General features: G+C 39.8%; 21 protein-coding genes. 6 read left to right on the plus strand and 15 right to left on the minus strand.

Annotation, left to right across the window (positions count from 1 at the left end):
- Nucleotides 1–251: 251 nt before the first annotated feature.
- Nucleotides 252–425: a YjcZ family sporulation protein gene (locus tag QUF94_RS16860; protein WP_289316863.1), complete on the minus strand. Its 174-nt coding sequence runs from the start codon at nucleotides 423–425 to the stop codon at nucleotides 252–254.
- Nucleotides 426–911: 486 nt separating this feature from the next.
- A complete protein-coding gene (locus QUF94_RS16865) occupies nucleotides 912–1,070 on the minus strand; it encodes a hypothetical protein (protein ID WP_156324934.1) in 159 nt (52 codons plus the stop codon).
- Between the two features lie 941 nt (nucleotides 1,071–2,011).
- Here QUF94_RS16865 and QUF94_RS16870 point away from each other — a divergent pair.
- Complete coding sequence (locus tag QUF94_RS16870) at nucleotides 2,012–2,167, plus strand: hypothetical protein (protein ID WP_289316864.1); 156 nt, start codon at nucleotides 2,012–2,014, stop codon at nucleotides 2,165–2,167.
- 347 nt (nucleotides 2,168–2,514) lie between these two features.
- Nucleotides 2,515–2,931: a PaaI family thioesterase gene (locus tag QUF94_RS16875; RefSeq protein ID WP_289316865.1), complete on the plus strand. Its 417-nt coding sequence runs from the start codon at nucleotides 2,515–2,517 to the stop codon at nucleotides 2,929–2,931.
- A gap of 210 nt (nucleotides 2,932–3,141) precedes the next feature.
- Here QUF94_RS16875 and QUF94_RS16880 read toward each other — a convergent pair whose 3' ends face one another.
- The gene (locus QUF94_RS16880) at nucleotides 3,142–3,714 is read right to left on the minus strand and encodes a hypothetical protein (protein ID WP_289316866.1); all 573 of its coding nucleotides are present in this window, start codon (nucleotides 3,712–3,714) and stop codon (nucleotides 3,142–3,144) included.
- Between the two features lie 580 nt (nucleotides 3,715–4,294).
- Between QUF94_RS16880 and QUF94_RS16885 the strand changes: the two genes are divergently transcribed.
- Nucleotides 4,295–4,468: a hypothetical protein gene (locus tag QUF94_RS16885; protein ID WP_289316867.1), complete on the plus strand. Its 174-nt coding sequence runs from the start codon at nucleotides 4,295–4,297 to the stop codon at nucleotides 4,466–4,468.
- Between the two features lie 38 nt (nucleotides 4,469–4,506).
- On the plus strand, nucleotides 4,507–5,040 hold the full coding sequence (locus QUF94_RS16890) for a hypothetical protein (RefSeq protein WP_289316868.1): 534 nt from the start codon (nucleotides 4,507–4,509) through the stop codon (nucleotides 5,038–5,040).
- 108 nt (nucleotides 5,041–5,148) lie between these two features.
- On the opposite strand, the gene QUF94_RS16895 is transcribed toward QUF94_RS16890, so the two are convergent.
- The 7 genes from QUF94_RS16895 to QUF94_RS16925 all read right to left on the minus strand — a co-directional run bounded on the left by QUF94_RS16895 (nucleotide 5,149) and on the right by QUF94_RS16925 (nucleotide 14,167).
- Nucleotides 5,149–6,747, minus strand: coding sequence for a long-chain-fatty-acid--CoA ligase (locus QUF94_RS16895; RefSeq protein ID WP_289316869.1), 1,599 nt, complete (start codon nucleotides 6,745–6,747; stop codon nucleotides 5,149–5,151).
- 74 nt (nucleotides 6,748–6,821) lie between these two features.
- Nucleotides 6,822–7,226 (minus strand): PaaI family thioesterase, encoded by a 405-nt coding sequence (locus QUF94_RS16900; RefSeq protein ID WP_101221671.1) that lies wholly within the window; start codon nucleotides 7,224–7,226, stop codon nucleotides 6,822–6,824.
- An 82-nt stretch (nucleotides 7,227–7,308) separates the two neighbouring features.
- Nucleotides 7,309–8,493 (minus strand): thiolase family protein, encoded by a 1,185-nt coding sequence (locus tag QUF94_RS16905; protein WP_289316870.1) that lies wholly within the window; start codon nucleotides 8,491–8,493, stop codon nucleotides 7,309–7,311.
- A 114-nt stretch (nucleotides 8,494–8,607) separates the two neighbouring features.
- Nucleotides 8,608–9,756, minus strand: coding sequence for an acyl-CoA dehydrogenase family protein (locus QUF94_RS16910; RefSeq protein ID WP_289316871.1), 1,149 nt, complete (start codon nucleotides 9,754–9,756; stop codon nucleotides 8,608–8,610).
- A 155-nt stretch (nucleotides 9,757–9,911) separates the two neighbouring features.
- Entirely contained in the window at nucleotides 9,912–11,084 is a 1,173-nt protein-coding gene (locus QUF94_RS16915) for a thiolase family protein (RefSeq protein WP_289316872.1), read from the minus strand.
- A gap of 98 nt (nucleotides 11,085–11,182) precedes the next feature.
- On the minus strand, nucleotides 11,183–12,460 hold the full coding sequence (locus QUF94_RS16920; RefSeq protein ID WP_289316873.1) for an MFS transporter: 1,278 nt from the start codon (nucleotides 12,458–12,460) through the stop codon (nucleotides 11,183–11,185).
- Nucleotides 12,461–12,556: 96 nt separating this feature from the next.
- Nucleotides 12,557–14,167 (minus strand): long-chain-fatty-acid--CoA ligase, encoded by a 1,611-nt coding sequence (locus tag QUF94_RS16925; protein WP_289316874.1) that lies wholly within the window; start codon nucleotides 14,165–14,167, stop codon nucleotides 12,557–12,559.
- A gap of 819 nt (nucleotides 14,168–14,986) precedes the next feature.
- Between QUF94_RS16925 and QUF94_RS28855 the strand changes: the two genes are divergently transcribed.
- Nucleotides 14,987–15,151: a hypothetical protein gene (locus tag QUF94_RS28855; RefSeq protein ID WP_353957794.1), complete on the plus strand. Its 165-nt coding sequence runs from the start codon at nucleotides 14,987–14,989 to the stop codon at nucleotides 15,149–15,151.
- Here the strand turns inward: QUF94_RS28855 and QUF94_RS28860 are convergent.
- The 3 genes from QUF94_RS28860 to QUF94_RS29105 all read right to left on the minus strand — a co-directional run bounded on the left by QUF94_RS28860 (nucleotide 15,138) and on the right by QUF94_RS29105 (nucleotide 17,403).
- A complete protein-coding gene (locus QUF94_RS28860) occupies nucleotides 15,138–15,284 on the minus strand; it encodes a hypothetical protein (RefSeq protein ID WP_353957795.1) in 147 nt (48 codons plus the stop codon). The two genes, QUF94_RS28855 and QUF94_RS28860, sit on opposite strands and share 14 nt — an antisense overlap.
- A 26-nt stretch (nucleotides 15,285–15,310) precedes the next feature.
- On the minus strand, nucleotides 15,311–16,945 hold the full coding sequence (locus QUF94_RS16935; protein ID WP_289316875.1) for a benzoate-CoA ligase family protein: 1,635 nt from the start codon (nucleotides 16,943–16,945) through the stop codon (nucleotides 15,311–15,313).
- A gap of 272 nt (nucleotides 16,946–17,217) precedes the next feature.
- Nucleotides 17,218–17,403: a PaaD-like zinc ribbon domain-containing protein gene (locus QUF94_RS29105; RefSeq protein WP_430101810.1), complete on the minus strand. Its 186-nt coding sequence runs from the start codon at nucleotides 17,401–17,403 to the stop codon at nucleotides 17,218–17,220.
- Between the two features lie 567 nt (nucleotides 17,404–17,970).
- Here QUF94_RS29105 and QUF94_RS16940 point away from each other — a divergent pair.
- The gene (locus QUF94_RS16940) at nucleotides 17,971–18,378 is read left to right on the plus strand and encodes an Hsp20/alpha crystallin family protein (protein ID WP_289316876.1); all 408 of its coding nucleotides are present in this window, start codon (nucleotides 17,971–17,973) and stop codon (nucleotides 18,376–18,378) included.
- A gap of 67 nt (nucleotides 18,379–18,445) precedes the next feature.
- On the opposite strand, the gene QUF94_RS16945 is transcribed toward QUF94_RS16940, so the two are convergent.
- The gene (locus QUF94_RS16945) at nucleotides 18,446–21,577 is read right to left on the minus strand and encodes an SbcC/MukB-like Walker B domain-containing protein (protein WP_289316877.1); all 3,132 of its coding nucleotides are present in this window, start codon (nucleotides 21,575–21,577) and stop codon (nucleotides 18,446–18,448) included.
- The gene (locus QUF94_RS16950) at nucleotides 21,574–22,719 is read right to left on the minus strand and encodes an exonuclease SbcCD subunit D (protein ID WP_289316878.1); all 1,146 of its coding nucleotides are present in this window, start codon (nucleotides 22,717–22,719) and stop codon (nucleotides 21,574–21,576) included. Before QUF94_RS16950 ends, QUF94_RS16945 begins: the two co-directional genes overlap by 4 nt.
- Between the last annotated feature and the right edge of the window lie 107 nt (nucleotides 22,720–22,826).

Below are 22,826 nucleotides of genomic sequence, written 5' to 3' on the forward strand. Positions count from 1 at the left end.
TGAGAGACCCAAATCTACAACTTTTAAATAAAATAAAACCCTCTCAAACCGATGATTTTTGGAGGGTCTTTTTATTTAACTTGTCTCCTAAGTCTTGAGAACTGCCACGTTATGAAACTAAACTCCCCATATAGTTGCATTAGAGATTTAGCTCCTCAAATCATCACCTTCTTTCAAGCTATGTAACAAAGGGACAGATTAATTGAAGAAGCCGACCAATAAAGAGTCGGCTTTTTTTTCATATACTAATTTTAGCAGAAACCGCCATACCCTTGAACGGCGCCATGACCGCCACCGTTACCGAAGCAAGCAGCTCCAACAATGATTAAGAGTATGAACAATACAACTATAAAGGCGAAACCTCCACCAAATCCACCAACACCGTTATCACAACCACAACTTGATTCATGACCACAACTTGACAATAGAAACATCTCCTTTTTTGTTTAAGGGGGAAAATAATTAAATGGGTTACACCACCTTATGTTCTAATTAAGATAATGACACAATAATACCCAAAAACTTATGCGAAATTCACATTCCTTTTATTGACCATCCTTACGAACTGAAATCACCTGACACGGCATCGACCATATCTTCATGAGCCGATTCTTACGGTTTTCGGTGTTCGATTTGGCAGCAGCAGCTGTAAATGGTACAGGAACCTACTGAGTGTAGGCGAAGCATCATACAGGTAGTCGTTATCTCATCATTTAATGCCGAAGCGAAACGTACAGAATGTAAGGAAGCGGTTCTTTCCTTTCTGTACAGTCTGTAGTGCCAAGAAGGAAGTTCAATAAGAAAAAGCGTCCATACTTTCTCGTAGAGACGCCCCATTGTTAAAAATTTGAATGGTAACAAACAAAATTAACCTATCGTTCAAGTCGTGTATTCTTAAAACAAGAAACTATTTATTCCATCATCTTCCTCATATTCTGTATCTCTATATTAATCTTCCGTATTTGCTTGTCAATTTCATCAATTTGAAGGTCAGTGGCTCCCTGTTTTCTTTTTTCCAACAGTTCATCTCGTAATCTTTTTAAAAAAACCACTCTACCTAACAAGCCCATCTCATACCCACCTTTGTTTATAAATTTCTTTAACCAAAGAGGACTAGTTTAAATTTGTTAACTTTCTGGACCATTGCCTCGAATGAATGTTTATTTCCCCATTCATATTTCCTTTATAACTAACCACTTCAATAAAACTCTTTTCTGAGCTCTAGTCAGACATAACAGAATGTATTTTAATAAATATAATTGGTAATGGAAAAAAAAGCAATTGACATGTCAGGTTAAGTAACATAGTTTCAATAACTATAATAATCAACTAATATATTTTCTGGTTTAGTACGATGAAAGACTTTTTAGTAACTATCAAATTATATCGACCGAGGGATAATTTCTTATTTTTTAAATGCAGTTTATCTATAACTGAAAATGGAAAAAGACGTTTAATTACAAATAATCAATAGAATTGATCATTACTTTTAACACAATAGAAATTATATACCATCGTGGAAAGAACAAGATTATAAAGGAGAACCCAGGATTTAAACCTAAAGGATGCTGCAGGTTAGTGGGATACTTTAAAAGTTTTGGTACTCCTATTAGTACGATATATGCTTTAAGCGGGAATTAAAATTCATTTTTGGCCATAACCCTCCAAAACCCTTTTGGAAGGATTTATCTCTGTTTCACAAAACCGTTAATTAAGCTAAATCAAGGAGCGGACTTTTCTTTTAATAAAGCATAAATCCAATGAATTAGTTTATTAAAACAGGCAACGATCGTCACTTAGGCCGCCGTTTTTCTTGTTGAACATTACACCCCACCCTTGAGCCATTTTAGTTAGGGAATCCATAGGGAGCATTTTCACACTAAAAATTTTAAATATCAATTTATTTTTTAAACAAATTATGGTAATTAATGATATTATTAACACTAAGAATGGATAATCAGAAGGAGTTTTCAATTGTGTCTAGGAGTGCAGATTATACAATACAGGTTTCATGTATCAATTTAATAAGACTTTGTTAGAAGTGTTAGGGGATACTGAAGACTCTGAAATAGCTATTGAGGGAATTATTGAAGATATTGAAGTTAAATCAGAATTACAAACTACGGCAATACAATTCATGAAGGATAACCAAGTCTTCTTTTTATAATCATGGTTCGGGATAAGTCCATTCCGAACCTCTTTTTATAGACAATTCGAAGAAAAGCCAGTTTGCCAACGTTAATTTCCACTCCTGGCACTCGCTTTCCGCGGGCGGTCCGCCCTCGGCGCTCTTTGCGCCTGTGGGGGTCTCCCTTGGACACGCTTTTCCCGCAGGAGTCTCGTACCTTCCGTTCCAATCAACTTGAATGTTATTATAGAAAAAAACTGTAATCCGCTCCCTTCTTCATTGTTTAATTACTTTATTTGTAAAGTTAACAACTTCATTGACATTTAATATCAAGGTATATGTTAGAATATTCTGTAGTTTCAACTTATTCAAAGGGGGGTAATTTAATGGGGGAATTATTTAAGGAAAACGAACTTTTACAAGTTTTAACAGAGGGAAAACAGCCTCCGAATTGTGATTTAACGTTACAGATTAAAGCAAATTATGCCCAGGATGGAATTGCTAGGGGACTATGGAAAGTAGATGAAAAATTTATAAACGGAAATGGTGTAGCAATGGGTGGATTTGTCACTTCTGCAGCAGATATTATTATGGCTTATGCGATATCATCTAAATTAAGTATCGGACAATCCTTCGCATCCATTGATTTACATACTACCTTTCATCGACCAGTAACGTTAGGAGACGTAAAGGTTGAAGCAAAAGTAGACCGAATCGGAAAAAAAACTGCTTATGTACTCGCAGATTTATTTCAAAATGATAAAAAAGTGGCAAGCGTTGTGTCATCAGTTATGGTCCTTTAAACCGGATAAAAAAGCATGTTGCACAAACAATCCCTTCGTAACATGCTTTTTTCGTTTAGATAATTCGATAATATCTCTTCACCAGTTGCAATTAGTTAAACTTATTTCAAGGAATTAAAGAACTCTGAAGAACGGCTCACAAGATTCACCGCTTCGCCTAATCACTTCATTGTAATCTCCATTATATATTTTCTTTGGAAAGACCCATCATCAAACTAACCATCGCAGCACAGGACTTTTGAGATCCATGGTGAAGAGACCGTAATCAATGACAACCATTTCATCATTCTCGGTAAATCCGACATTAGCTATACGCAAATCTATTGGAATGATACCGTACCTTAGGAACTTTAATTCCAACTTGATAAGTTTCGGATATTCCATGATTGCACGTGGCATATTAATGTCCATCTTCTTCATGATGATCCAGCCAGTCCCATACTCCTTAACCGGACATAAATACTTTTTGACTTCCTCATTACAGTTATTATAAATATAGGCTTCATTTGCAGTGCTTATTAATCCTACTTCTGACAATGCAATTTTTAATATATAGCCATTATTTAAATCAAAGACGACCCGGTTAAATCCATGTCCAACCATTTTATACTTGAACTTTAGCGTTTTTCTAGCAGTAGACACCTTTTGTCTTGCGGTTTTATAAAATTGAAATGGCCCCATTTGAGATATCCAGGACTCAATGGCCTTAATCTCTTGCCGGGACAGCATTATACTTTTATTCGGCTGATGTATCCGTTCCTTACCATTGTTAATTGGCCACATTCCCTAAACGTCTCCTTTTTAATTTTTTAGAAGATGGATTCCAGGGAGATGAAAAAACAAGTAAATAGAAGAATCTATAATAAGCAAAAGATTTAGTGTTGGAAACCCCAATCCTGAATGCTGAGAAAGCAAAAATAATGTCCAGGAAAGAGCAATAGCAGCAGTTTCACGAACGGCAAAGAAATTTAAATAAGTAAGGACCTATCTATTTGTCGTTCATAAGTCATTTTCATCATCCATGGATCCCTTACCAAGCATGTCTTCAGTTTCTCTTTCCTAATATGATATGACTTTAATATAAAATGGCTTGTACTGTAGCTGAGATACATTATCATGGACAGGAAACATTGATTATTTGGGCGAGCAAATGAAAAAACAAGCATTTTTTCTCTCTCCATCCTTTCTGTGATAGGAACAGGTAACATGTCAATTGTTCTAGTAATCAAAAGGGCAATATCGAGGTACTCTTTCCTTCATTTGCGAAAAAAATGGTATATTATAGTTTATGACTTCAATGGTTTAAGACAAGGAGTGATGAATTATCCGTAAAAGATGGATCATTTCAACAATTGTTGGATTATTGCTTATTTTTTTAAGTGTAATAGCCTTCAATTATATCGACAGCGATAATAAAACGGAAAAAAGGAAAAATGCAGAAGCCAAGGTGGCCAAAATTCCTGAGGTTCAGGAATATGGCGGGACCAAGCTTGAAAAAGTCGGAGTCAAAAAGATTGGGGAACATTCACATTACTAGAAACGAAGTCTATAAATGAGTCATTTGAATTGGCTCCCATGGTCATCACAATCAACAATATCCGCAGGATTCAATTATCTTCACTCACAGATGAAGTAAAGGAGGAGCTCAAGTCCTATACAGGTTTGAGTTTTGAAGAAGCTTATTCGATATACTATAAAGAGAATTTATCCATGGAGGAAATCGACCAACAGACTGTGTTGTCTAAAACGGATATTGGTGAAGAGGTTTCTTATCTGGAGATCACTTATTCTGTGGAAAATAAAGATTCGAAGGAACTTCAGTTCTTCAGCATGGAGCAAGTTACTTTCAATGATGATCTTACATATAATGTGCCTTCTAAAAATTTCATCCACTCCGGGGATACTTTTATGGGGACAAAAAAAGTAAGTCGATCAGATTACCAGCCCGGAGAAACTAGAAAAGGCACAATCGGCTTATTAGTTGATCCTGATGAAAAATTCAAAGGGCTCGATTCCTTTTCATTCACTACCGATGATATAGCAGATGGTGAGTCTCACGAATTATTGGTGGATGGGACTTCATTTGAAATCCCCCTAAATGGAAAGTAGTTTTATAGACTATAGGGATACGGTAAAAAACCCTATATAAGGGGAACTTCGAAAAAAGCGTTCCCTTATTAGGGTTCCATACAAACTCTCATACTATAACAGTTATGCTTATCTCTCCCCGACAGTGGGGCTCTGAGTTTCTTCTTCCAATAATAATCGCCGTAAAACTTTCCCTACAGCTGATTTCGGCAGCTGTTCCCTGAACTCAAATCTTCGCGGCACTTTAAATCTGGCCAATCGCTGCAGGCAAAACTCCCTGATTTCCTGCTCTGAGACAGACTTTCCTTTCTTTAAGACTATGGCCGCTTTTACCGTTTCCCCACGGTATGTATCCGGCACACCATATACACATGTCTCTTTCACGGCCGGATGCTCATAAATAATATCTTCGACTTCGTTTGGATAGACATTATAGCCGCTTGCAATGATCATATCTTTCTTCCTGCCCACTATATAAAAATATCCATCCTCATCCATCTTCGCTATATCACCGGTGTATAGCCATCCGTCCCGTAATGCCGTTGCCGTTTCCTCTGAATTTTCCCAATATCCCTTCATTACTTGCGGGCCTTTAATGAGCAGTTCGCCTATTTCGCCGGTTGGCAATTCATCAATGCCTGTTTTCAGATCAACGATTTTGGCATCGGTATTAGGGTATGGAACTCCGATACTTCCTGGCTTTTTTTGTCCTGTAACTGGATTGCGGTGGCTTGTAGGTGAAGTTTCCGACATTCCGAATCCTTCCGATATCGAAACACCTAATTTTGTTTCGAACTGATGAATGATCTCCATAGGGAGCGGGGCTGAACCACAGCTGCAGTATTTAAAGCAACTTAAATCGTCCGCCGTTAAATCCGGATGATTCAGTAAAGCAATATACATGGTCGGGACCCCAGGAAAAATGGTTGGCCGATGTGTGCGAATCAAATCGACCACTTTGTTTATTTCAAATTTTTCTAATGTGATATAAGTCGATCCGGCATATATGGCACTATTCAATCTCCCATTTCCAAACACATGGAATAATGGGGTCAATCCAAGCATCCGTTCGCCAGGCCTTTGGAGTTGAAGGGCATCTGCCGTAAAGGCAAAGTCTTGGAAGACATTGGAGACCAAATTAAAATGCGTAAGCATGACCCCTTTCGATTTCCCTGTAGTCCCTCCTGTATATTGAAGTACGGCCAGATCTTCCTTTGGGTCGATGGCCAAAGCAGGAAGTGCCATATCTATCCTTGATAAATCCGTTCCGGTTTCGATTAATTTTTCGGCAGAAATGAACGTTAACCTGTCAGAAAAACCCGTTAGCACTAATTTTTCCTGTTGTTCCTCACGCCCAATGAACCAATCGGCTTCCGAATCCCGTAATATATAATCCAATTCACTTGACTGATAGAGGGGGTTTACTTGAACGACCACACCACCCAAACGATGAATGGCATAATAGGCAATGATATATTCTAGACAATTTGGCAGCATGATCGCTATACGATCGTTCATTTGAAATCCACGGTTGTATAATTTCACGGCAAAACGATCTGAGGCATCCTTCAATTCCATATATGTCATTTCCCGTTCTCCATCTATGACCGCTTTGCAGGTTGGGTAATGTCGGGCCGAACGTTCTAAAAGTCCGTATAATGACATCAATGGAATGTCAATTTCTGCAGGAGTTTCAATTGGATAAAATCCATGCCAAGTTCTAGTCAATTTTTTTAACACCTCATTCTTTTCTAATTAAAGAAATATAGCCATTTATCAGCCAATTTTGATCTTCCTTGCTTTCATTTATCACGAATGATTTTAAATATTCCTGTGCCCTTTGCAATGATGTTGCCTTCAGTATCCTTTATTTCTCCTTCAGTAAAGGCAATTTTGTACCCTTTTTGAAGGACTTTTGCTTCCGCAAATAATTCACCGCTCGATATGCTGGCTAAATAATGTACAGTTAAGCTTGTCGTTACAACTTTAGATTTGGTAACGGAACGAGTCACCATTCCTAGAATGGTATCCAGCATGGTAGCATGAATGCCGCCGTGCAGTGATCCGTTAACATTAAGTAAATGTTCTTCTATGTTTAACTTTATCGTAACATTCCCTTCTTCAAACCGAATGATTTCAAACCCTATATGTGAAAAGAATGCACTACTTTCGAATTGATTGCGAATATCCTCCACTTCAACAGGCAATCTTCTTCCCCCTCACTTTTGCGCGATTCAACTTATGGAAAGGAGCAGAAACACATTGGGTTTCCACACCTTTATCGTTGGCCTATATCGTTTCAACCATGATGGCCATTCCCTGTCCGCCGCCAACACAAAGTGTGGCAACTCCATATCTTTCTTTCCTGCGAATCAGTTCATATATTAGCGTTGTCACGATCCGGGCTCCCGTCGATCCGACTGGGTGTCCAAGTGCTATGGCTCCCCCATTCACATTAACCTTATTTTCATCAAGCGATAAATCCCGGATTACGGCCAATGCCTGTGAAGCGAACGCCTCATTCAGTTCAAAAAGCCCAATCTCCTCTAGCTTTTTTCCGGTGCGTTCCAAAAGTTTTCCAACGGCTGGTACTGGACCAATTCCCATCACTTCAGGGGAAACTCCCGCAGTCGCCCAACCCACAATCTTTGCGATTGGCTGTACTTGTAACCGTTCAGCTTCACTAGCTTTCATTAATACCATGGCAGTAGCCCCGTCATTACGGCCACAGGCATTCCCTGCAGTGACGGTTCCATTTTCCTTGAATGCCGGTTTTAAGCTTGCAAGCTTTTCCATTGTGGTTTCCGGGCGGGGATATTCATCCGTTTCAATGGTAACCGTACTCTTCCTGTCAAATAGCTGGACAGGAACTATTTCATCCTTGAACTTTCCTTCTTCCATCGCTTTTGCCGCTCTTCTTTGACTTTCCACTGAAAAGGCATCTTGTTCTTCCCTGGAAATGTTGTATCGCTGTGCGACATTTTCAGCGGTGATTCCCATCCCCAAGTTTTTCCCATAAATTTCTTGAGGTTGCTGGCCTGCTTCAGTATTAGAGTCCACTAGTTTGGTCCGGTCTCCCCCAAAACGGGCACTTCTTAAATAAAGGGGGGCACGGCTCATGCTTTCCGTACCGCCGGCAACGATTATATTGGCTTGGCCTGAGCTTATTTGCTGTGCAGCTGATGTGATGGCCTGCATTCCAGATGCACATAATCGATTTACCGTAAAAGCAGATACAGTATCGGGAATCCCTGAGCGCAGCGCTGCCACTCTCGCTACATTCGAGGATTCGGTCGTTTGCCTAACCTCCCCGAAAATGACTTCATCCACTTGTTCAGCTGCAATATTAGCCCGCTTGATCGCTTCTTTGATGGCTATGCTCGCCAAATGACCGGAACTAATCTCTTTAAATGCGCCTCCGTACCTTCCAATTGGCGTTCGCACAGCACTCACGATTACAATATCTTCTCCCATTTCGTTCCTCCCCCTTGAAATTACAGATACATGAGCAATAGAATACCTGCCAGCACACTTTTTCTAATAGCGCTCAAAGTTCTTTACGTTTTTGCTAATTAATGCAAAAATCGCCTAACACTCTTCCAAGACATTACGAGCAATGATTAATCGTTGGATTTCATTCGTTCCTTCATAAATCTTCGTTATGCGGGCATCACGATAAAAACGTTCAACTGGATATTCGGCCATATATCCCATTCCGCCATGAATTTGAACCGCTTTATCCGCCACCCGATTAAAAACGTCTGAAGCAAACAGTTTTGCCATTGATGCTTCCTTGATCACTTTTTTTCCTTCATCAATCTTTTGTGCCGCCATCATCGTCAATGCTTTTGCGGCTTCCGTTTCGGTTGCCATATCAGCAAGCATCCATTGAATTGCTTGGTTGTCCGCGATTGGTTTACCGAATTGAATGCGCTCTTTTGCATATTTAGCTGACAATTCAATCAATTTCCCGCTTGATCCCACTGCTCTTGCAGCCAATCCTACCCGCCCTTCACCTAAAATTTTAAGGGCAGAGATATATCCCATTCCAACCTCGCCGATAACATTTTCTTCAGGTATGATACAATCCTCGAAAATGACCTGTGAGGTATATGATCCCCTTAAACCCATTTTTTTGTCCTTTTTGCCGACTGTCAAACCGGGAAAATCTCTTTCTACTAAAAAAGCAGTAATCCCTCCCTTTGCCCCTTTATCTTTATCCGTTAAAGCGAATACTGTATAAACATCAGCTATCGGCCCATTCGTGATGAAATGTTTCGTCCCGTTCATCACCCAGTAATCACCCTTCTTTTCTGCACTTGTTGCCAAATTGGTTGCATCCGATCCCGCTCCGGGTTCAGATAAAGCAAAGGCGCCAATTTTAGTGCCTGCTGCCATTTCAGGCAAGTATTTATTTTTCAAATGTTCGGATGCAAGCTTAACCAGACCTGTACTGCCAATCCCGGTGTGAGCGCTTATTAATGAAACAAAACCATTATGGGTCCTTCCTAACTGCTCCAATACGGTAGCCTTTCCAACCGCATTTAAGCCAATTCCACCGTATTGTTCGGGAATGCTTATCCCAAATAAGCCAAGGCCTTTTGCTTTTTCCACCAAATGCTGCGGGATGGCATCTTCTTCTTCAATTTGTATGGCGTAAGGCTCCACTTCCCTTTCAACGAAATTACGGATCATTTCCTTCATTTGCTGCATTTCCTTGGTTAAAGTGATTGTCATGAGTTACTCCTCCTTAGATCTGTTCATGTAAAGTGAGCCATGGATAAGGTTTTTTCATATTATGGGGCTTCATTTGAATGTCGTGTTATCACCTAATCAGTCAATTGACCAAATACTTAATTTTCTAGTTAACTAGAGTCCTCACACTAACAAAATCAGGCTTCACGCTCAATTATCGTAGCAATCCCCTGCCCTCCTCCAATGCAAGCTGTAATAAGAGCAAATCTTCCCGCAGAACGCTTCAATTCGTAAACCGCTTTCGTAATGAGAATTGCGCCAGTCGCACCAAGTGGGTGTCCGTGTGCAATGGCTCCCCCGTTCACATTCATTCTGGCGGGATCCATGTCAAGCTCCCTATTACAAGCAATGACTTGAGCGGCAAAGGCTTCATTAATTTCTATGATGTCCATATCATTTAAGGAAAGCCCTGACTTTTCCATTACCCTTCTTATAGCGGGAACAGGTCCTATTCCCATATAATTTGGATCTACCCCTGCAACTGCCTGAGCCCTGATCGTCGCTAAAGGCTTTATCCCCAATTCCTCCGCTTTGTCCCTCGACATTATCACCAGGGCTGATGCGGCATCATTCAATCCTGAACTATTTCCTGCAGTCACGGACCCACCTTCTAAAAACGCCGGAGATAATTTGGCTAGCCCTTCCTTCGTTATTTGCGGTCGTGGATGTTCATCCAATTTAAATTCGCCGGCTTCACCTTTTCTGACCGGAATGGAAACTGGCACAATTTGTTCATTAAAACGGCCCTCTTCCACGGCTCTGGCCATATTTTTTTGGCTTTGTAGAGCGAATTCATCCTGTTCTTCCCTGCTGACCTCATATTTTTCAGCTAAGTTTTCAGCTGTGATTCCCATTGGGGGATCGCCAATTTCTTTTGGGGACAACCGGGATTTCCTGAACTGCGGTGGCTTTGCACTGTATGTTTTTTCCGGACGGTCCATCAAGTAAGGCGCCCTGCTCATACTCTCTACCCCACCGGCGATATAGACATCGCCTTCGCAAGCACGGATCGCTTGTGCAGCCAGATTGACAGCATTTATTCCCGAGCCGCATTGACGGTCAATAGTCAGTCCCGGAAGATGAATGGAAAGGCCAGTTTCCAACGCGGTTAACCTGGCTATATTTCCACCCCCGCTCAATACATTCCCCACGATGACATCATCTATCATTTCAGGGTCGACATTCGCTCGTTTTATCGCTTCTTTCATCACTTCTGCTCCAAATACGTGGGCAGGTACAGACGCAAGTGCACCTCCCTGTTTTCCAATAGCTGTTCGTACTGCAGAAACTATGACGGCATCTCTATTCATTTCAACATCCGCTCCTTTTCCTTTTCTTTCATAACATTATTTGATGGCCCTTCCTTCATTTCACTAGTTTCATTGAATTTAAGCAGGTTCGACCCTGCTTATGAGGACTTAAGATCAAAGTTATCCGAACTTTCATTTTTATGATTCCCTTTTGATTTGGCAGGTTTTACGAATATCGCAAATAGGATGCCAAAAGCCAAGACTAGGATGGCCATGAACAATATCGATAAGTTATAACCCAATAGTTGATTTCCTCCAGCTAAACTTATGATATAGCCAGTTAATAGAGGTGCGACAATGCCTGCTAAATTTCCAGACGATGTTAAAATGCTCGTCATCAATCCCCCCCGCTCTTGCATTTCATTGATCATGATCGTTGGTCCAATCGGTAAAATGGCGTATGTCAGGCCCTTTGCCAAACACATGGCGACTATCACCCAGATTGGATTTTGAAACACCATGATCGAGGAAAAGAACAATGCACCAAGAATCATCGCGCCCGCGACCACAAATACCCTTGATGACCGCCAATTCTGATTCTTTTTGAATAAATGATCGGACACCATCGAAACACCCATATAAATGCATACGGAAACGACTCCGATTATGGCAACACTGCTCCCCATCTGACCGGGAGTCATTTTTACGGCTTCCACTAAATAAATCGGGAGCCAAACTGAAAACCAAACAACTAATATATAAGTTGAAAAATATGCGAGGGTAGTAAATAAAGCAGTAGGTGAAGCCAGTAGCAACAAAAAGTCTTTCACTTTTATTTTTTCAAGTTTTACTTTCTTTTTCTTTTGTACATTTTCATATACTTCAACTGGATTCTCCTTTGTTAAAAATTGAAAGAGGAAGAACCAAATTAGGCTTGCTGCACCAAGAGTGGCAAAGGCAACCTTCCAACCGAATATCGTAATTAAGGAAACGAGGATCGGCGCCACGATCATCGCACCAACCGTTCCTCCGCCAACCACTACCGAATTGGCAAAGCCTTTTAATTTCGGCGGAAACCACTTATCTGCATGACTATAAGCAATTGGGCTATAGGGCCCTTCGAATGCGCCCAGTAAAATCCTGTATAAAATTAATAATGGAAGTGCGGTAATGGCTAAAACACCAAATTGCAAAACAGTCCATGTCAGCATGATGAATCCAAGCACTTTTTTAGCACCCAGCCGATCAGCCCATGCTGCCCCAAAAATCCCCGTTACTGGATAGAGCCAATAATAACTGCTTCCGACAAGACCCCACTCCGCATAGGAAAGATCGAATTCCTTCATGATAGGAACAGCTGCAAGTCCTACGATCGATTTATCTGCAAAATTAATCACGGCTCCAAAGAACAATAGAATGAGAACAACCCAACGCATAATGAATCCCCTCCTCTTCTTTATGTGTGTTTGACATTCCATCCACTGCAGGTTTCAACCTGAATGGTTGGAATGAGCAAACGAACTGCATCCCCCTTAGTCTTTTCTTCCTTCCTTTTCAAGTTCTTCTTTAACTAACAATCTTTTTAATAGTTTACCCACCGTATTTCGCGGCAGTTCTTTTCTCACTTCAAATACTTTCGGCACCTTATAAGGCGTCAATTGGGAATAGCAATAACCTTCTATTTCTTCAAGGTCTACGGAAGCGCTTTCTTTAGGGACGATGAATGCTTTCACAACTTCGCCTTTTTCTTTATGGGGAATACCCACCACGGCTGCCTCTTTAATTGCCGGATGTTCATATAGAACACCTTCCACCTCCTGCGGGTAAATATTGAATCCTCCGACGATGATCATTTCTTTTTTCCTGCCGACAATGTAGAAATATCCTTCGGCATCCATAACAGCAAGATCGCCGGTATATAGCCAGTCATTCTGTAAGGCTTTTTTGGTTTCGGCTTCGTTATTCCAGTATCCCTTCATGATTTGCGGGCCTTTTATCAGCAGCTCCCCGACACCTGTGTTAGGCACTTCATTATTTTCATCGTCAATGATCATACAATCCGTGCCTGGAAAAGGGATTCCAATGCTTCCAATTTTCCTTTTTCCGAAAGGCGGATTACGATGAGTGGAAGGTGAAGCTTCCGACAAGCCGAAACCCTCTCCTATTTTGGCACCGGTCAACACCTCAAATCGCTTGATCACTTCAACTGGAAGGGGGGCCGAGCCACAAGAACAACTTTTTAAACAATCCAGTCCATAGTTTTCAATACCTGGATGATTGACGAAAGCATTATACATCTTTGGAACACCTGGAAAGAAAGTCGGGCGATATTTTTTAATGTTTGTAAGGACATCTTGAAGATCGAATTTGGGAAACAAGAGAATGGCTGCTCCAATATAGATACCTAGATTCATCGCACTTGTCATAGCATAAACATGATAAAGTGGCGTAGCTGCCAACACGATTTCTTCACCAGGTTTCAAGGAATCCCCATACATTTCAAAGCTCTGCACGACGTTGGAGGTTAAATTATGGTGAGTGAGCATGACCCCCTTCATCTTCCCAGTTGTGCCGCCTGTGTATTGGATGACTGCAATATCTTCATGAGGGTTTATGATTTCGGGCTTTTTAATGGCCTCTCCGGATTGAATCAACGTTTGAAGGGAGTATGAGCCATTTTGATCATCTTCCGTTTTCATGCAGACATCAAATTCATATATCGCTTTCGTTTCTTCGATTGTATCCGCGGCCGTATGATCAAATACAATATACTTAGCATCCGAGTCTATTAAAATTTGCAAAAGTTCCCTCGGTTTATACATGGGATTCATCTGTACAACTATTAGACCAAGAGCCTGCGCGGCGTAATAACTGATTATGAAATAAGGATGGTTGGCCAGCATCAGACCAATCCGTTCACCTTTAACAAAGCCCATTTCACGCCATTTCCCTGCAAGTTTGTCTACCTGCATTTTAAGATTCATATAATCCAATGAATCGTCTTCATAAATGATGGCTGTATGGTGAGGAAACTTACTTGCTGTTATATCAAGCAGGGAATAGACGGATATTTCCGGTAGCTTCATAGATTTCATTCTTTCAACATACCATTGCTCCCATGGTTTATTTATCGTTTTTCGCACCATTTATCCCTCCACACATAAACGAATGTCATATCGTACATGTTTGATTTATACTTATTTATTATGCAACTTGCATGCCAAGTCCTATAAAGGAGTAAAACAGCAAGATTTTACGTATAACTCAATTCATTTATGAATTTTATTCACAAATAAAGCCTTTCTGTAGAGGATTCATCGATATGCCAATAATTCATTATTGAATTTTTACAGGCTCTGGTTGGTTTTCTAACGATCGTGAAAAGTAGGTTTTTACCATATTATAGATTATACCTACTCACAAATCATAATTTTGATTATATCCATGGTGTATTATTAAATTTGAAAAGCCCATCTAAGGATGGGCAAGTTCATTGTTAATTGAAAGTTGGCTTACGAGTAAATAAATAAAAAATCTATAGCTTAACTTTCATTCCTAGATTTTTATCTTTTGCGCATTCGTAAACTTATTATTCTTCACCGTGTCCAAGAATCATCCAAGCGACATAACTGGTTCAATCGATCGAACCATCCTGTATAGATCTTATATATACGCTCAGTCACTTTTTAATCTCCTTAATTAAAACACTCAAAAATTCCAGGGTGGGCGCATCCCTAAATAATACATATGGCAGTAAATATGAACGAATATAGATTGGGATAATCGGCATTTTGAAGTATTTCTAAACATCGATTTGGAGTTCCCTGGGAATTTTTATATGAGCCACATTAACGAAAATCAGGCTGCCGTTTCCCGAAATACTTTGGTGAAACGGCAGCCCCGCAAGCCCACTAATATCATCTGTTCTTTTCTACGCTTTCCTTTCATTTAAAAAGTTCGTCATGGATGTGGAAGGAAATAAGATTCTATGTTTTTCACATCGTATAGCCCAAAGGGTTTTAATTGCATCCCAGGAAGAAAGTAGCAAGTTAAAAATAATAATGTATACAAAATGGCTTGAAAAGGATAGCCTCTCGCTTGAAGCATCTTTAATTATTTTTCATTAAATTCTACTGCCCTATTAAATGAAGGATCAGAAGTCACCGTAAGCTGTAATGGAATTTCAAGTATTATTTCATTTCCATCGACAATTACGATTCCTCCTCCCAGTTCATGGACACGTGAAGCAGCTTTTGCCATCGCCTCTGGATTTCAGACATTCATTTTCAGTCCACATTCAAGGAGATGGAATCATCCTTCTTCGATTGTGATTTGATCTCTGGCTCTCTTAATTTAAATCTTTTTATCTTTCCTGTCGAAGTCTTTGGTAACTCGTTCACGAATTCAATGTCGCGAGGAACTTTATATGACGCTAACACTTTTTTGACAAATCCTTTTATTCTTGCTTTTACTCCTTCACCTGATTCCGCACTTTCTTTTAATACTATGAAGGCTTTTGGTTTTATTAAACCATTTTCATCCTTTACAGCAACAACAGCAGTTTCCAGTATATCGGGATGTGATAAGAATGCGTTTTCTATTTCTATTGGCGATACCCAAATTCCATTTACCTTCATCATGTCATCATTGCGGCCCGCGTACCAATAGAAGCCACCTTCATCCTTAAAGTATTTATCTCCTGTCACCAGCCAATTACCGAAAAACTTCTTTTTGTTTTCATCATCAAGATTCCAATAAGAGGCTGCAATGCTTTCTCCCTTAATTAAAAGGTCTCCCACTTCATTCACCTGAGTTTCATGACCTTGTTCATCCACAATTTTAGCTTCATAACCGGGAACGATTTTTCCTGTGCTTCCTTGCCGAATATCATCTACTTGATTGGAAATGTATATATGAAGTGATTCGGTCGAACCAATTCCGTCTATAATATCCAATCCAAAAACTCTCTTCCATTGTTCAATATAAGTAGCCGGCAGTGCCTCTCCTGCTGATACGCAAAGTCTAACTGAAGAAAGATCATAGGTTTCCTTCGTCTTCTCAAGGTAATTGAGCATCGATCCATACAGGGTCGGGACACCAAAAAAAATGGTTGGACGATACTTTTCTATCGTCTCGAACACCTTTTCTGCAGTCGGTCTGTCCGGCATTAAAACAGTAGTAGCCCCGGCTCCAAAAGGATAATACATCGCATTTCCCAAACCATAAGCAAAGAAAAGCTTCGAAGCCGAAAAAGTAATGTCATTTTCGGTGATTTGCAAAATGTTTTTGGCGTAGTTTTTGAAAGCTTCTTCCATATCGGTTTGAAGGTGTATAACCCCTTTTGGCTCACCTGTACTTCCTGATGTATAGAGCCAGAACGCTTGATCATTAATGTTGCTAAAACAAGGCGGCAGATCTTTATTTTGTCTGCGAGTAAGATCCTGAAAAGAATGTTCGTTATCTTCCTCGAAATTGTGATCAACCCCATCAACCAAGATGACATGCCTTAAGAAAATTAATCTATTTTTAATAAGCTTTAACTTCTCCCACTGTTCATAAGTAGTGACCAACACTTTTGAACGGCTATTATTCAAAAGATACTCATAATCCTTTGTAAGCAAAAGCGTATTGGATGGAATCGGGATTACCCCAACTTTTATTGCACCGAAGAAACTAATGATAAATTCTGGAGAATCATGTAATAAAAGTAGGATGCGCTGTTCCATCTCTATGCCCAGATCTTTTAATGCCGCACCAAATTGATTGACAAGGGTGTCAATTTCTTGATAAGGATAAGATTGATTTCCATAATAAATAGCGGTTTTTTCTCCTCTGCCTGCTTCAATATTTTTCTGTAAGAAATTATAGGAAGCATTGTACCTCGAGCCTAACCCTCTAATTTTACATTCGGTTTTTATCACACATTTATCCTCCTCAAAAAGCTACTGGTTTTAAAAGCGTCATCCCACCGTCTTCTTTTATTCCAAAAAGAAGAAGGCTTCCATTACAAAGCCAGATAAATTCCTTAACCTTCCATTTTCATTCATTTGGAAACGCCATACGAACTAATTTGAGCGAATTCCCTTCCTGACAATGCTCTTTTTCATTCAGTTAATCAAGGGTAAGTGATTCCATCAGGCTATGAAACTTATATTCTGATAAGCCATCCCCCTTAACAGGTATTGACACCCATTCATATCGGTTGGCTCATGAGGTCGATCAGTAGAAAGAACCTTTCCATCGTATATTTTTTAAAAAAAGTTTTACAGTTTAAGCAATAGTATTGCCTAACGAGCTGTGCAGTACCGAAGGATGAATATAATTCCACATGTTTGCCATCACAAAATGGACATGTCGGACTTTCCTTTTCAACGGAAATAAAGAAATACTTTAATGCAGGTTTACGAACATTTTATACCTTCTTGATTTTTTTTCCATTATCATTACCTCCTAACTATATATCTAGTAAATCTATAATAAACTAAGTTTTAACTTGATAAATTCCAAAAGTGATCAGTGGGATTTCAGAAATGATACGGTTCTTCTGAATTTGTAACAAAGTTTGCTTAAGAGGAAACAGATCGAAGGTATTTTCAGAATTGCAATGGTAAATTATTTTAAAAATACATTTAATATGACATTTGAAATTGTATTAACTTTAATGGCAGTAGGGTGCGGGCATGATCGATCAACACGATTGTTTATAAAAAAATGACCAACTCATTTAGAATTGGTCATCATTTTTTTATTGAATTCCTTCTACTTTTTGATTCCCTTTTATACCCACATACCATCGTTCCTTTGCTTTGATTACTTTTCTACTGCTTTTTATATTTTTTGAACCACGTTTTCGGAAATCTTTTTATCATCATCCATTTTCACTTTTTCAAGCACCATTTTCTTACTCCAACATATAATGCAACAAAGGAAAACCGGGGGTATCAACATGCAAGACAATCAACATGTAAAGCAAATGAATGAGGTTGAAAAGTTTGATGAATGGGTAAAAAAATTTTTTCTGGATCCGGAAACTTGTGCGTTGGATCATCAACTTTTTTCAATTGATATATACGAAAGTGACGATGAGTATATGGTGGAAGCGGTTTTGGAAAATCATGATGTGAAAGATATTAAAGTTTGCTTAAGTGATAATGAGCTATCGATCATCGTTGACGATACTCATAAACCATTTCTTGAAAATAAAGCGGATACAATACCCACACAGAGAAAAATCCCTTTCCCCTTTTCGATTTGCTCTCGAAGAATTACCGCTGAATTCTCAAATCCGATATTGGTGATTCGCATCCATAAGTTTTCCCCCGGAAAAACAGCTGATGATATTAACATAGAGTAGTTCAATAATAATAATAAAAAGAATGGCATAGGGAGCCACTTTCTCCTTAGCCATTCTTTTTTTTGATTTATCCAGCAAAGTAAAAGGAAGTACGACTTCCTTTTTGTGTCGAAATGACTTGGAGCTGGGCATCGATTCTTTCTTTCAGCTCTGGAACATGAGAAATTATCCCGACTAATCTCCCGGTACTTTGTATATCCATCAATGCTTCTATCGCATGATCAAGAGATTCGGGGTCTAGCGTACCGAACCCTTCATCGATGAACATCGTTTCGAGTGAGATCCCGCCTGCATTCTGCTGGACAACATCCGCAAGACCCAAAGCAAGTGCAAGGGATGCCTTAAAGCTTTCGCCTCCCGAAAGGGTTTTGACATGCCTCTCCTGTCCTGTATATTGGTCGTACACGGATAACTCCAGACCGCTCTGGATATTCCTGCGTGTAGGATCCAGCTTTCGCAACAGCTGATATCTGCCGCTTGTCATTTTCAGTAATCTTGAATTGGCTTCTTTTAGGATATCATCTAAAAAGGCTGCCAATACATACCGTTCAAAAGTTATTTTGAAGGAGTTTTGGCCTTTGGAAATCTCAGACAGGTGACCGACGATACTGTACCTTTCATCCAGACTTTTCTGATCTTCCCTGATTTGCGCCAATTTCCTTTCGATTTCTTCGTTAGTCCGTTTTTCTGCATGTATTTCATTCTGATTTTGGCGTAACGACTCCAATTCCACATCTATGAAATCAAAAGTCTTTTTCAATCCTTCAAGGTCCGGTTTGATCATATCTTTCAGCTTCATTTCCAAATCATGAAACAGACTTAAAACACTTTGCCAATTTTGATTATACTGCTGGATTTGGTCCTCCAAATTTTCAAGTGCCGCTTCCGATTTTTTTGCGGCTGTATATTCTTTATAATTGGAAAAGCCTTGATTGGTCAGATCCGTAATTAACTTTTCCCGTTCTTCTTTCAATTCTTGATTTAAAGCCTCTATATTTCCAATTAGAGATTCTTTTTTTGCATTGATGACCGATTCTTTTTCCTTAACCAATTGAAGGTTTTTTTGTGCAGCTTCCAAGGCAATTTGTAAGTTTTTCTGTGTTTTTACAGCCATTTGGTAGGCTGCATCATATTCTTCCTCTGTCCGTATTCCATCTGGAAGGGAATCGGTTAATCCTGTCAGTTTTGTAGAATTCTCAATATACCTGGTTTTCCCTTGGTCCTCTTTTCTTTCTAGAGAGGTCAGATTCTCCTTTAGCTTGGATGCTTTCTCTTTTAATTCCAGCAACTTTCTTTCCAGATCATTAAATAAAGACTTTTTCCGCATCAATTCATTTAACTGCTCTTGGAGCGCTTTTCCTTTTTTAGCAAATTGTTTCAAATGACCAGCAAGATCTTCAAACCTAAACTCCGGCAGGTCATTTTGTAAGTCCCTAAGCTTTTCTTGTGACGAACCGACTAGTGCATCATATTTGGATTTTGCTTGATAAAATTCACTTTCGGCTTGGCTTTTTTGTTGTTCTGCAGTTTTCAGCTTGTTTTCTTGCTCTTTCAGTTCCATATCCGTTGGCATATCCTCATGCATTCGGGCTGGGTCAGGATGACTTAGCGAACCGCACACAGGACAATTTTCTCCTGGGTGTAATAAGGTAGCAAGCATGCCCGCTTGGCCTGATCGCCAATTTTGATTCAGAGCATCCAGTTTTCCCTTTTCCTGAATATGAATTCCTTGAATCTCTTGAAACCGATAATTCTTTTCTTCCAGAACCCGCTTCGCATTCTGAGTCTCGGAAAGAACTTCTTGAAGCTTTTTCATTTTCAATAACGATTGATAATTTCTTTCAGCTTCGATTTCCTTATCGCGATGAAGAACCGCCGCTTTTTCCGCTTCTGTTTTTTCACGAGCAACTCTCTCTGCTTCCTCTTCAATTGCCAGATGTTCCGAAACATTTTTTTCACGAAGCCCTTTACTGCTTCTCCACTCTTTTTCATCCAATGCAACTTGTGCTTTTAAGCTTGCAAAAGTCATGACAGCATCTTTTACCTGCTCAAGCTGATGTACAGTCCGTACGGCCTGATCCCTCTGGTTTTCCTTCAGCATTTCCTGCTCATAGGAAGCCTGCTTCTCGATACGCTCAGTCCGTAACTTCTCGGCCTGCTCACTTAACTTTTGAAGTTCAGCATTCGCATCTTGTACTTGTTTGCCAATTCGCAAATAGTATTGTTCCTGCTTTTCAAGCGAAGCCGCTTTGTGTGCCATTTTAATTTGGCCTTTCACTAGTTCCATTTCAGGCTGTTTTGCTTCAAGGTCCTCCTTTTCTTTTCGTAGCTTTTCTTTTTCCGAAAATCTATTTATTAAATCGACCGCCTTTGAAAGCTCTTGATTTACTTGATCGCGAGCTTTCTGCTTTTCCTGTATTTGTTTATTTACATACTCATTTTTTTCTGTTGCTGCCAAAATGACTTCCTGTAACAGTGGTAAAACCTGTTGTTCGTTAGGCTCTTCCGCTTGCAATTGTGCCTGCAATTCTTCATGGTTGCCTGGTTTGATACCTTTCATTAATTCAATTCGCCGCTGAGCGCTTTTTTCACTTTTCTTTCTAAGGATGGAAGCCTCTTCTTTTAATTTTTCTTCAATTCGTTTATAAAGTTCAGTATGAAATAATTTCTGGAGAATCTGTTCCTTATCTTTGCTGTCGGAAGTTAACAGTTTTCGGAATTCATTCTGTGGAATCATCAGGATTTGCCGGAATTGATTGGCATCAAGTCCAATGAGTAATTTGATTTTTTCCTCAACCTCACGCACATTTGCCCCAAGTAATTTTTTCCCTTCCGCCAATATCTCATATAATTCAGCCTTTGCTCCAACCGTCGTCGTTCCTTCTCCTGATTTTTTCTTTCGTTCCTGCTGCGGTGACCGGGTCACCAAATACGTTTTCCCACGCAGGGTAAATTGCAGCGAGACTTCCGTCAACATATCATCTTCGGCAAACTGACTTCGTAAATCTTGCCCGCTTCGGTCTTCTCCACTGGCTTTTCCATATATAGCAAAACTGATCCCATCAAATATCGTTGTTTTCCCTGCGCCTGTCTTTCCAGAGATGACAAACATGGTCCGTTCTCCAAGGGAATTAAAATCGATGGTTTCCCTTCCTGCATATGGTCCGAATGCCTGCATCGTTAAAATATGAGGTCTCATTTCAATGCCTCCTCTTTCTTCACGGCCTCAATTACCGAAACCATCAAATCCTGCTTTTGAGAATCAAAGTCCCTATCTGTCATTTCTTGATAAAACGTTTCGAACAGGTCCAATTCTGATTTTCGTTCATCCTTTATAGAAGAGAAGGATTTTTTTCTTCTAAGGTCGGTCAAATCCCATTTTCGCTCTAGATGAAGTACATTCGGGTAAATCTGGCGCAAGCGATTAATCGGATCGATGAGCGAACCCTCATCATTAAGTGTTATTTTCAAGTAGTCATCCTTTTTTTGCGATTGATAAAAAGAAGGATCGAGTAACTCTTCCATCGTTCCGGATATTTCCCTCATATCCAGCTTGGGTGCCAATGATCGATAGTTTATTTCGAAGCTTCCATCTTCGTGCATATCGACAATGGAAAGCGACTTATTTTGCTTGGCCTCTGAAAAAGAGTATTTTAATAGTGATCCAGAGTAAAACACCTTAGGATGACGTATCGCATCTGGACTATGTAAATGTCCAAGTGCCGTATAATCGAACGCATCGAATAAGTCAGATGAAACACAGCCAGAACCCCCCACCGACAAGACTCGTTCTGAATCGCTTGTTTTTCCGCCTAATACAAAAGCATGTCCTACGAAGACATTCGGTTCATCCTTATTGAAAGTCTCCGTGATCGTTCCGGTTATCCGCTTCATCGCTTCTTGGTGGGAATGGATACTGTCATCTTCAAAAAGATGGCGAACCGTTCCAGGTTCTGCATATGGAACACAATAAAAATTCACACCCTTGATGCGAACCGGCTCACATGCCTTTGTCAATTTCCCATGAATGTATAACTGGCTATGACGATACCATGATGAACCGAATGCAAGCCTTTCCGCAGAATCATGGTTTCCTGATATTGCAACGATCGGTGTATTCATTTTCACATTAATCGTATAGAGGATTTCATCAAGAAGCTCTACCGCTTCAGTCGGCGGAACGGAACGATCATATAGGTCACCGGCAATCACAACCGCATCAGGTTTTTCTTCCTCGACAATTTCTATGAATTGCAAAAGTGCATGCCTTTGGTCATCTGTCATATGCACCCCGTGAACGATTTTTCCTAAATGCCAATCGGCCGTATGGATAAATTTCATAGTTTCACTCCGTCCTCATTTTTACTTACTATTATTATATCAAAAATTTAACGAATAGCATGGTTTGGGTACAAACGTTCTAATTTTTACCACACTGCCCTATTATT

This window comes from Peribacillus sp. NJ4 (assembly GCF_030348345.1).
In the GTDB taxonomy this organism is placed as follows: Bacteria; Bacillota; Bacilli; order Bacillales; family DSM-1321; genus Peribacillus.

Bases quoted from the DNA above. Each gene is read 5' to 3' on its own strand.
- QUF94_RS16950 (WP_289316878.1), bottom strand. From the start codon at position 22,719: ATGAAATTTATCCATACGGCCGATTGGCATTTAGGAAAAATCGTTCAC.
- QUF94_RS16890 (WP_289316868.1), top strand. From the start codon at position 4,507: ATGGTCATCACAATCAACAATATCCGCAGGATTCAATTATCTTCACTC.
- QUF94_RS16875 (WP_289316865.1), top strand. From the start codon at position 2,515: ATGGGGGAATTATTTAAGGAAAACGAACTTTTACAAGTTTTAACAGAG.
- QUF94_RS16915 (WP_289316872.1), bottom strand. From the start codon at position 11,084: ATGAATAGAGATGCCGTCATAGTTTCTGCAGTACGAACAGCTATTGGA.
- QUF94_RS16940 (WP_289316876.1), top strand. From the start codon at position 17,971: ATGCAAGACAATCAACATGTAAAGCAAATGAATGAGGTTGAAAAGTTT.
- QUF94_RS16920 (WP_289316873.1), bottom strand. From the start codon at position 12,460: ATGCGTTGGGTTGTTCTCATTCTATTGTTCTTTGGAGCCGTGATTAAT.
- QUF94_RS28855 (WP_353957794.1), top strand. From the start codon at position 14,987: ATGGATGTGGAAGGAAATAAGATTCTATGTTTTTCACATCGTATAGCC.
- QUF94_RS16880 (WP_289316866.1), bottom strand. From the start codon at position 3,714: ATGTGGCCAATTAACAATGGTAAGGAACGGATACATCAGCCGAATAAA.
- QUF94_RS16910 (WP_289316871.1), bottom strand. From the start codon at position 9,756: ATGACAATCACTTTAACCAAGGAAATGCAGCAAATGAAGGAAATGATC.
- QUF94_RS16945 (WP_289316877.1), bottom strand. From the start codon at position 21,577: ATGAGACCTCATATTTTAACGATGCAGGCATTCGGACCATATGCAGGA.
- QUF94_RS16870 (WP_289316864.1), top strand. From the start codon at position 2,012: ATGTATCAATTTAATAAGACTTTGTTAGAAGTGTTAGGGGATACTGAA.
- QUF94_RS28860 (WP_353957795.1), bottom strand. From the start codon at position 15,284: ATGGCAAAAGCTGCTTCACGTGTCCATGAACTGGGAGGAGGAATCGTA.
- QUF94_RS16865 (WP_156324934.1), bottom strand. From the start codon at position 1,070: ATGGGCTTGTTAGGTAGAGTGGTTTTTTTAAAAAGATTACGAGATGAA.
- QUF94_RS16905 (WP_289316870.1), bottom strand. From the start codon at position 8,493: ATGGGAGAAGATATTGTAATCGTGAGTGCTGTGCGAACGCCAATTGGA.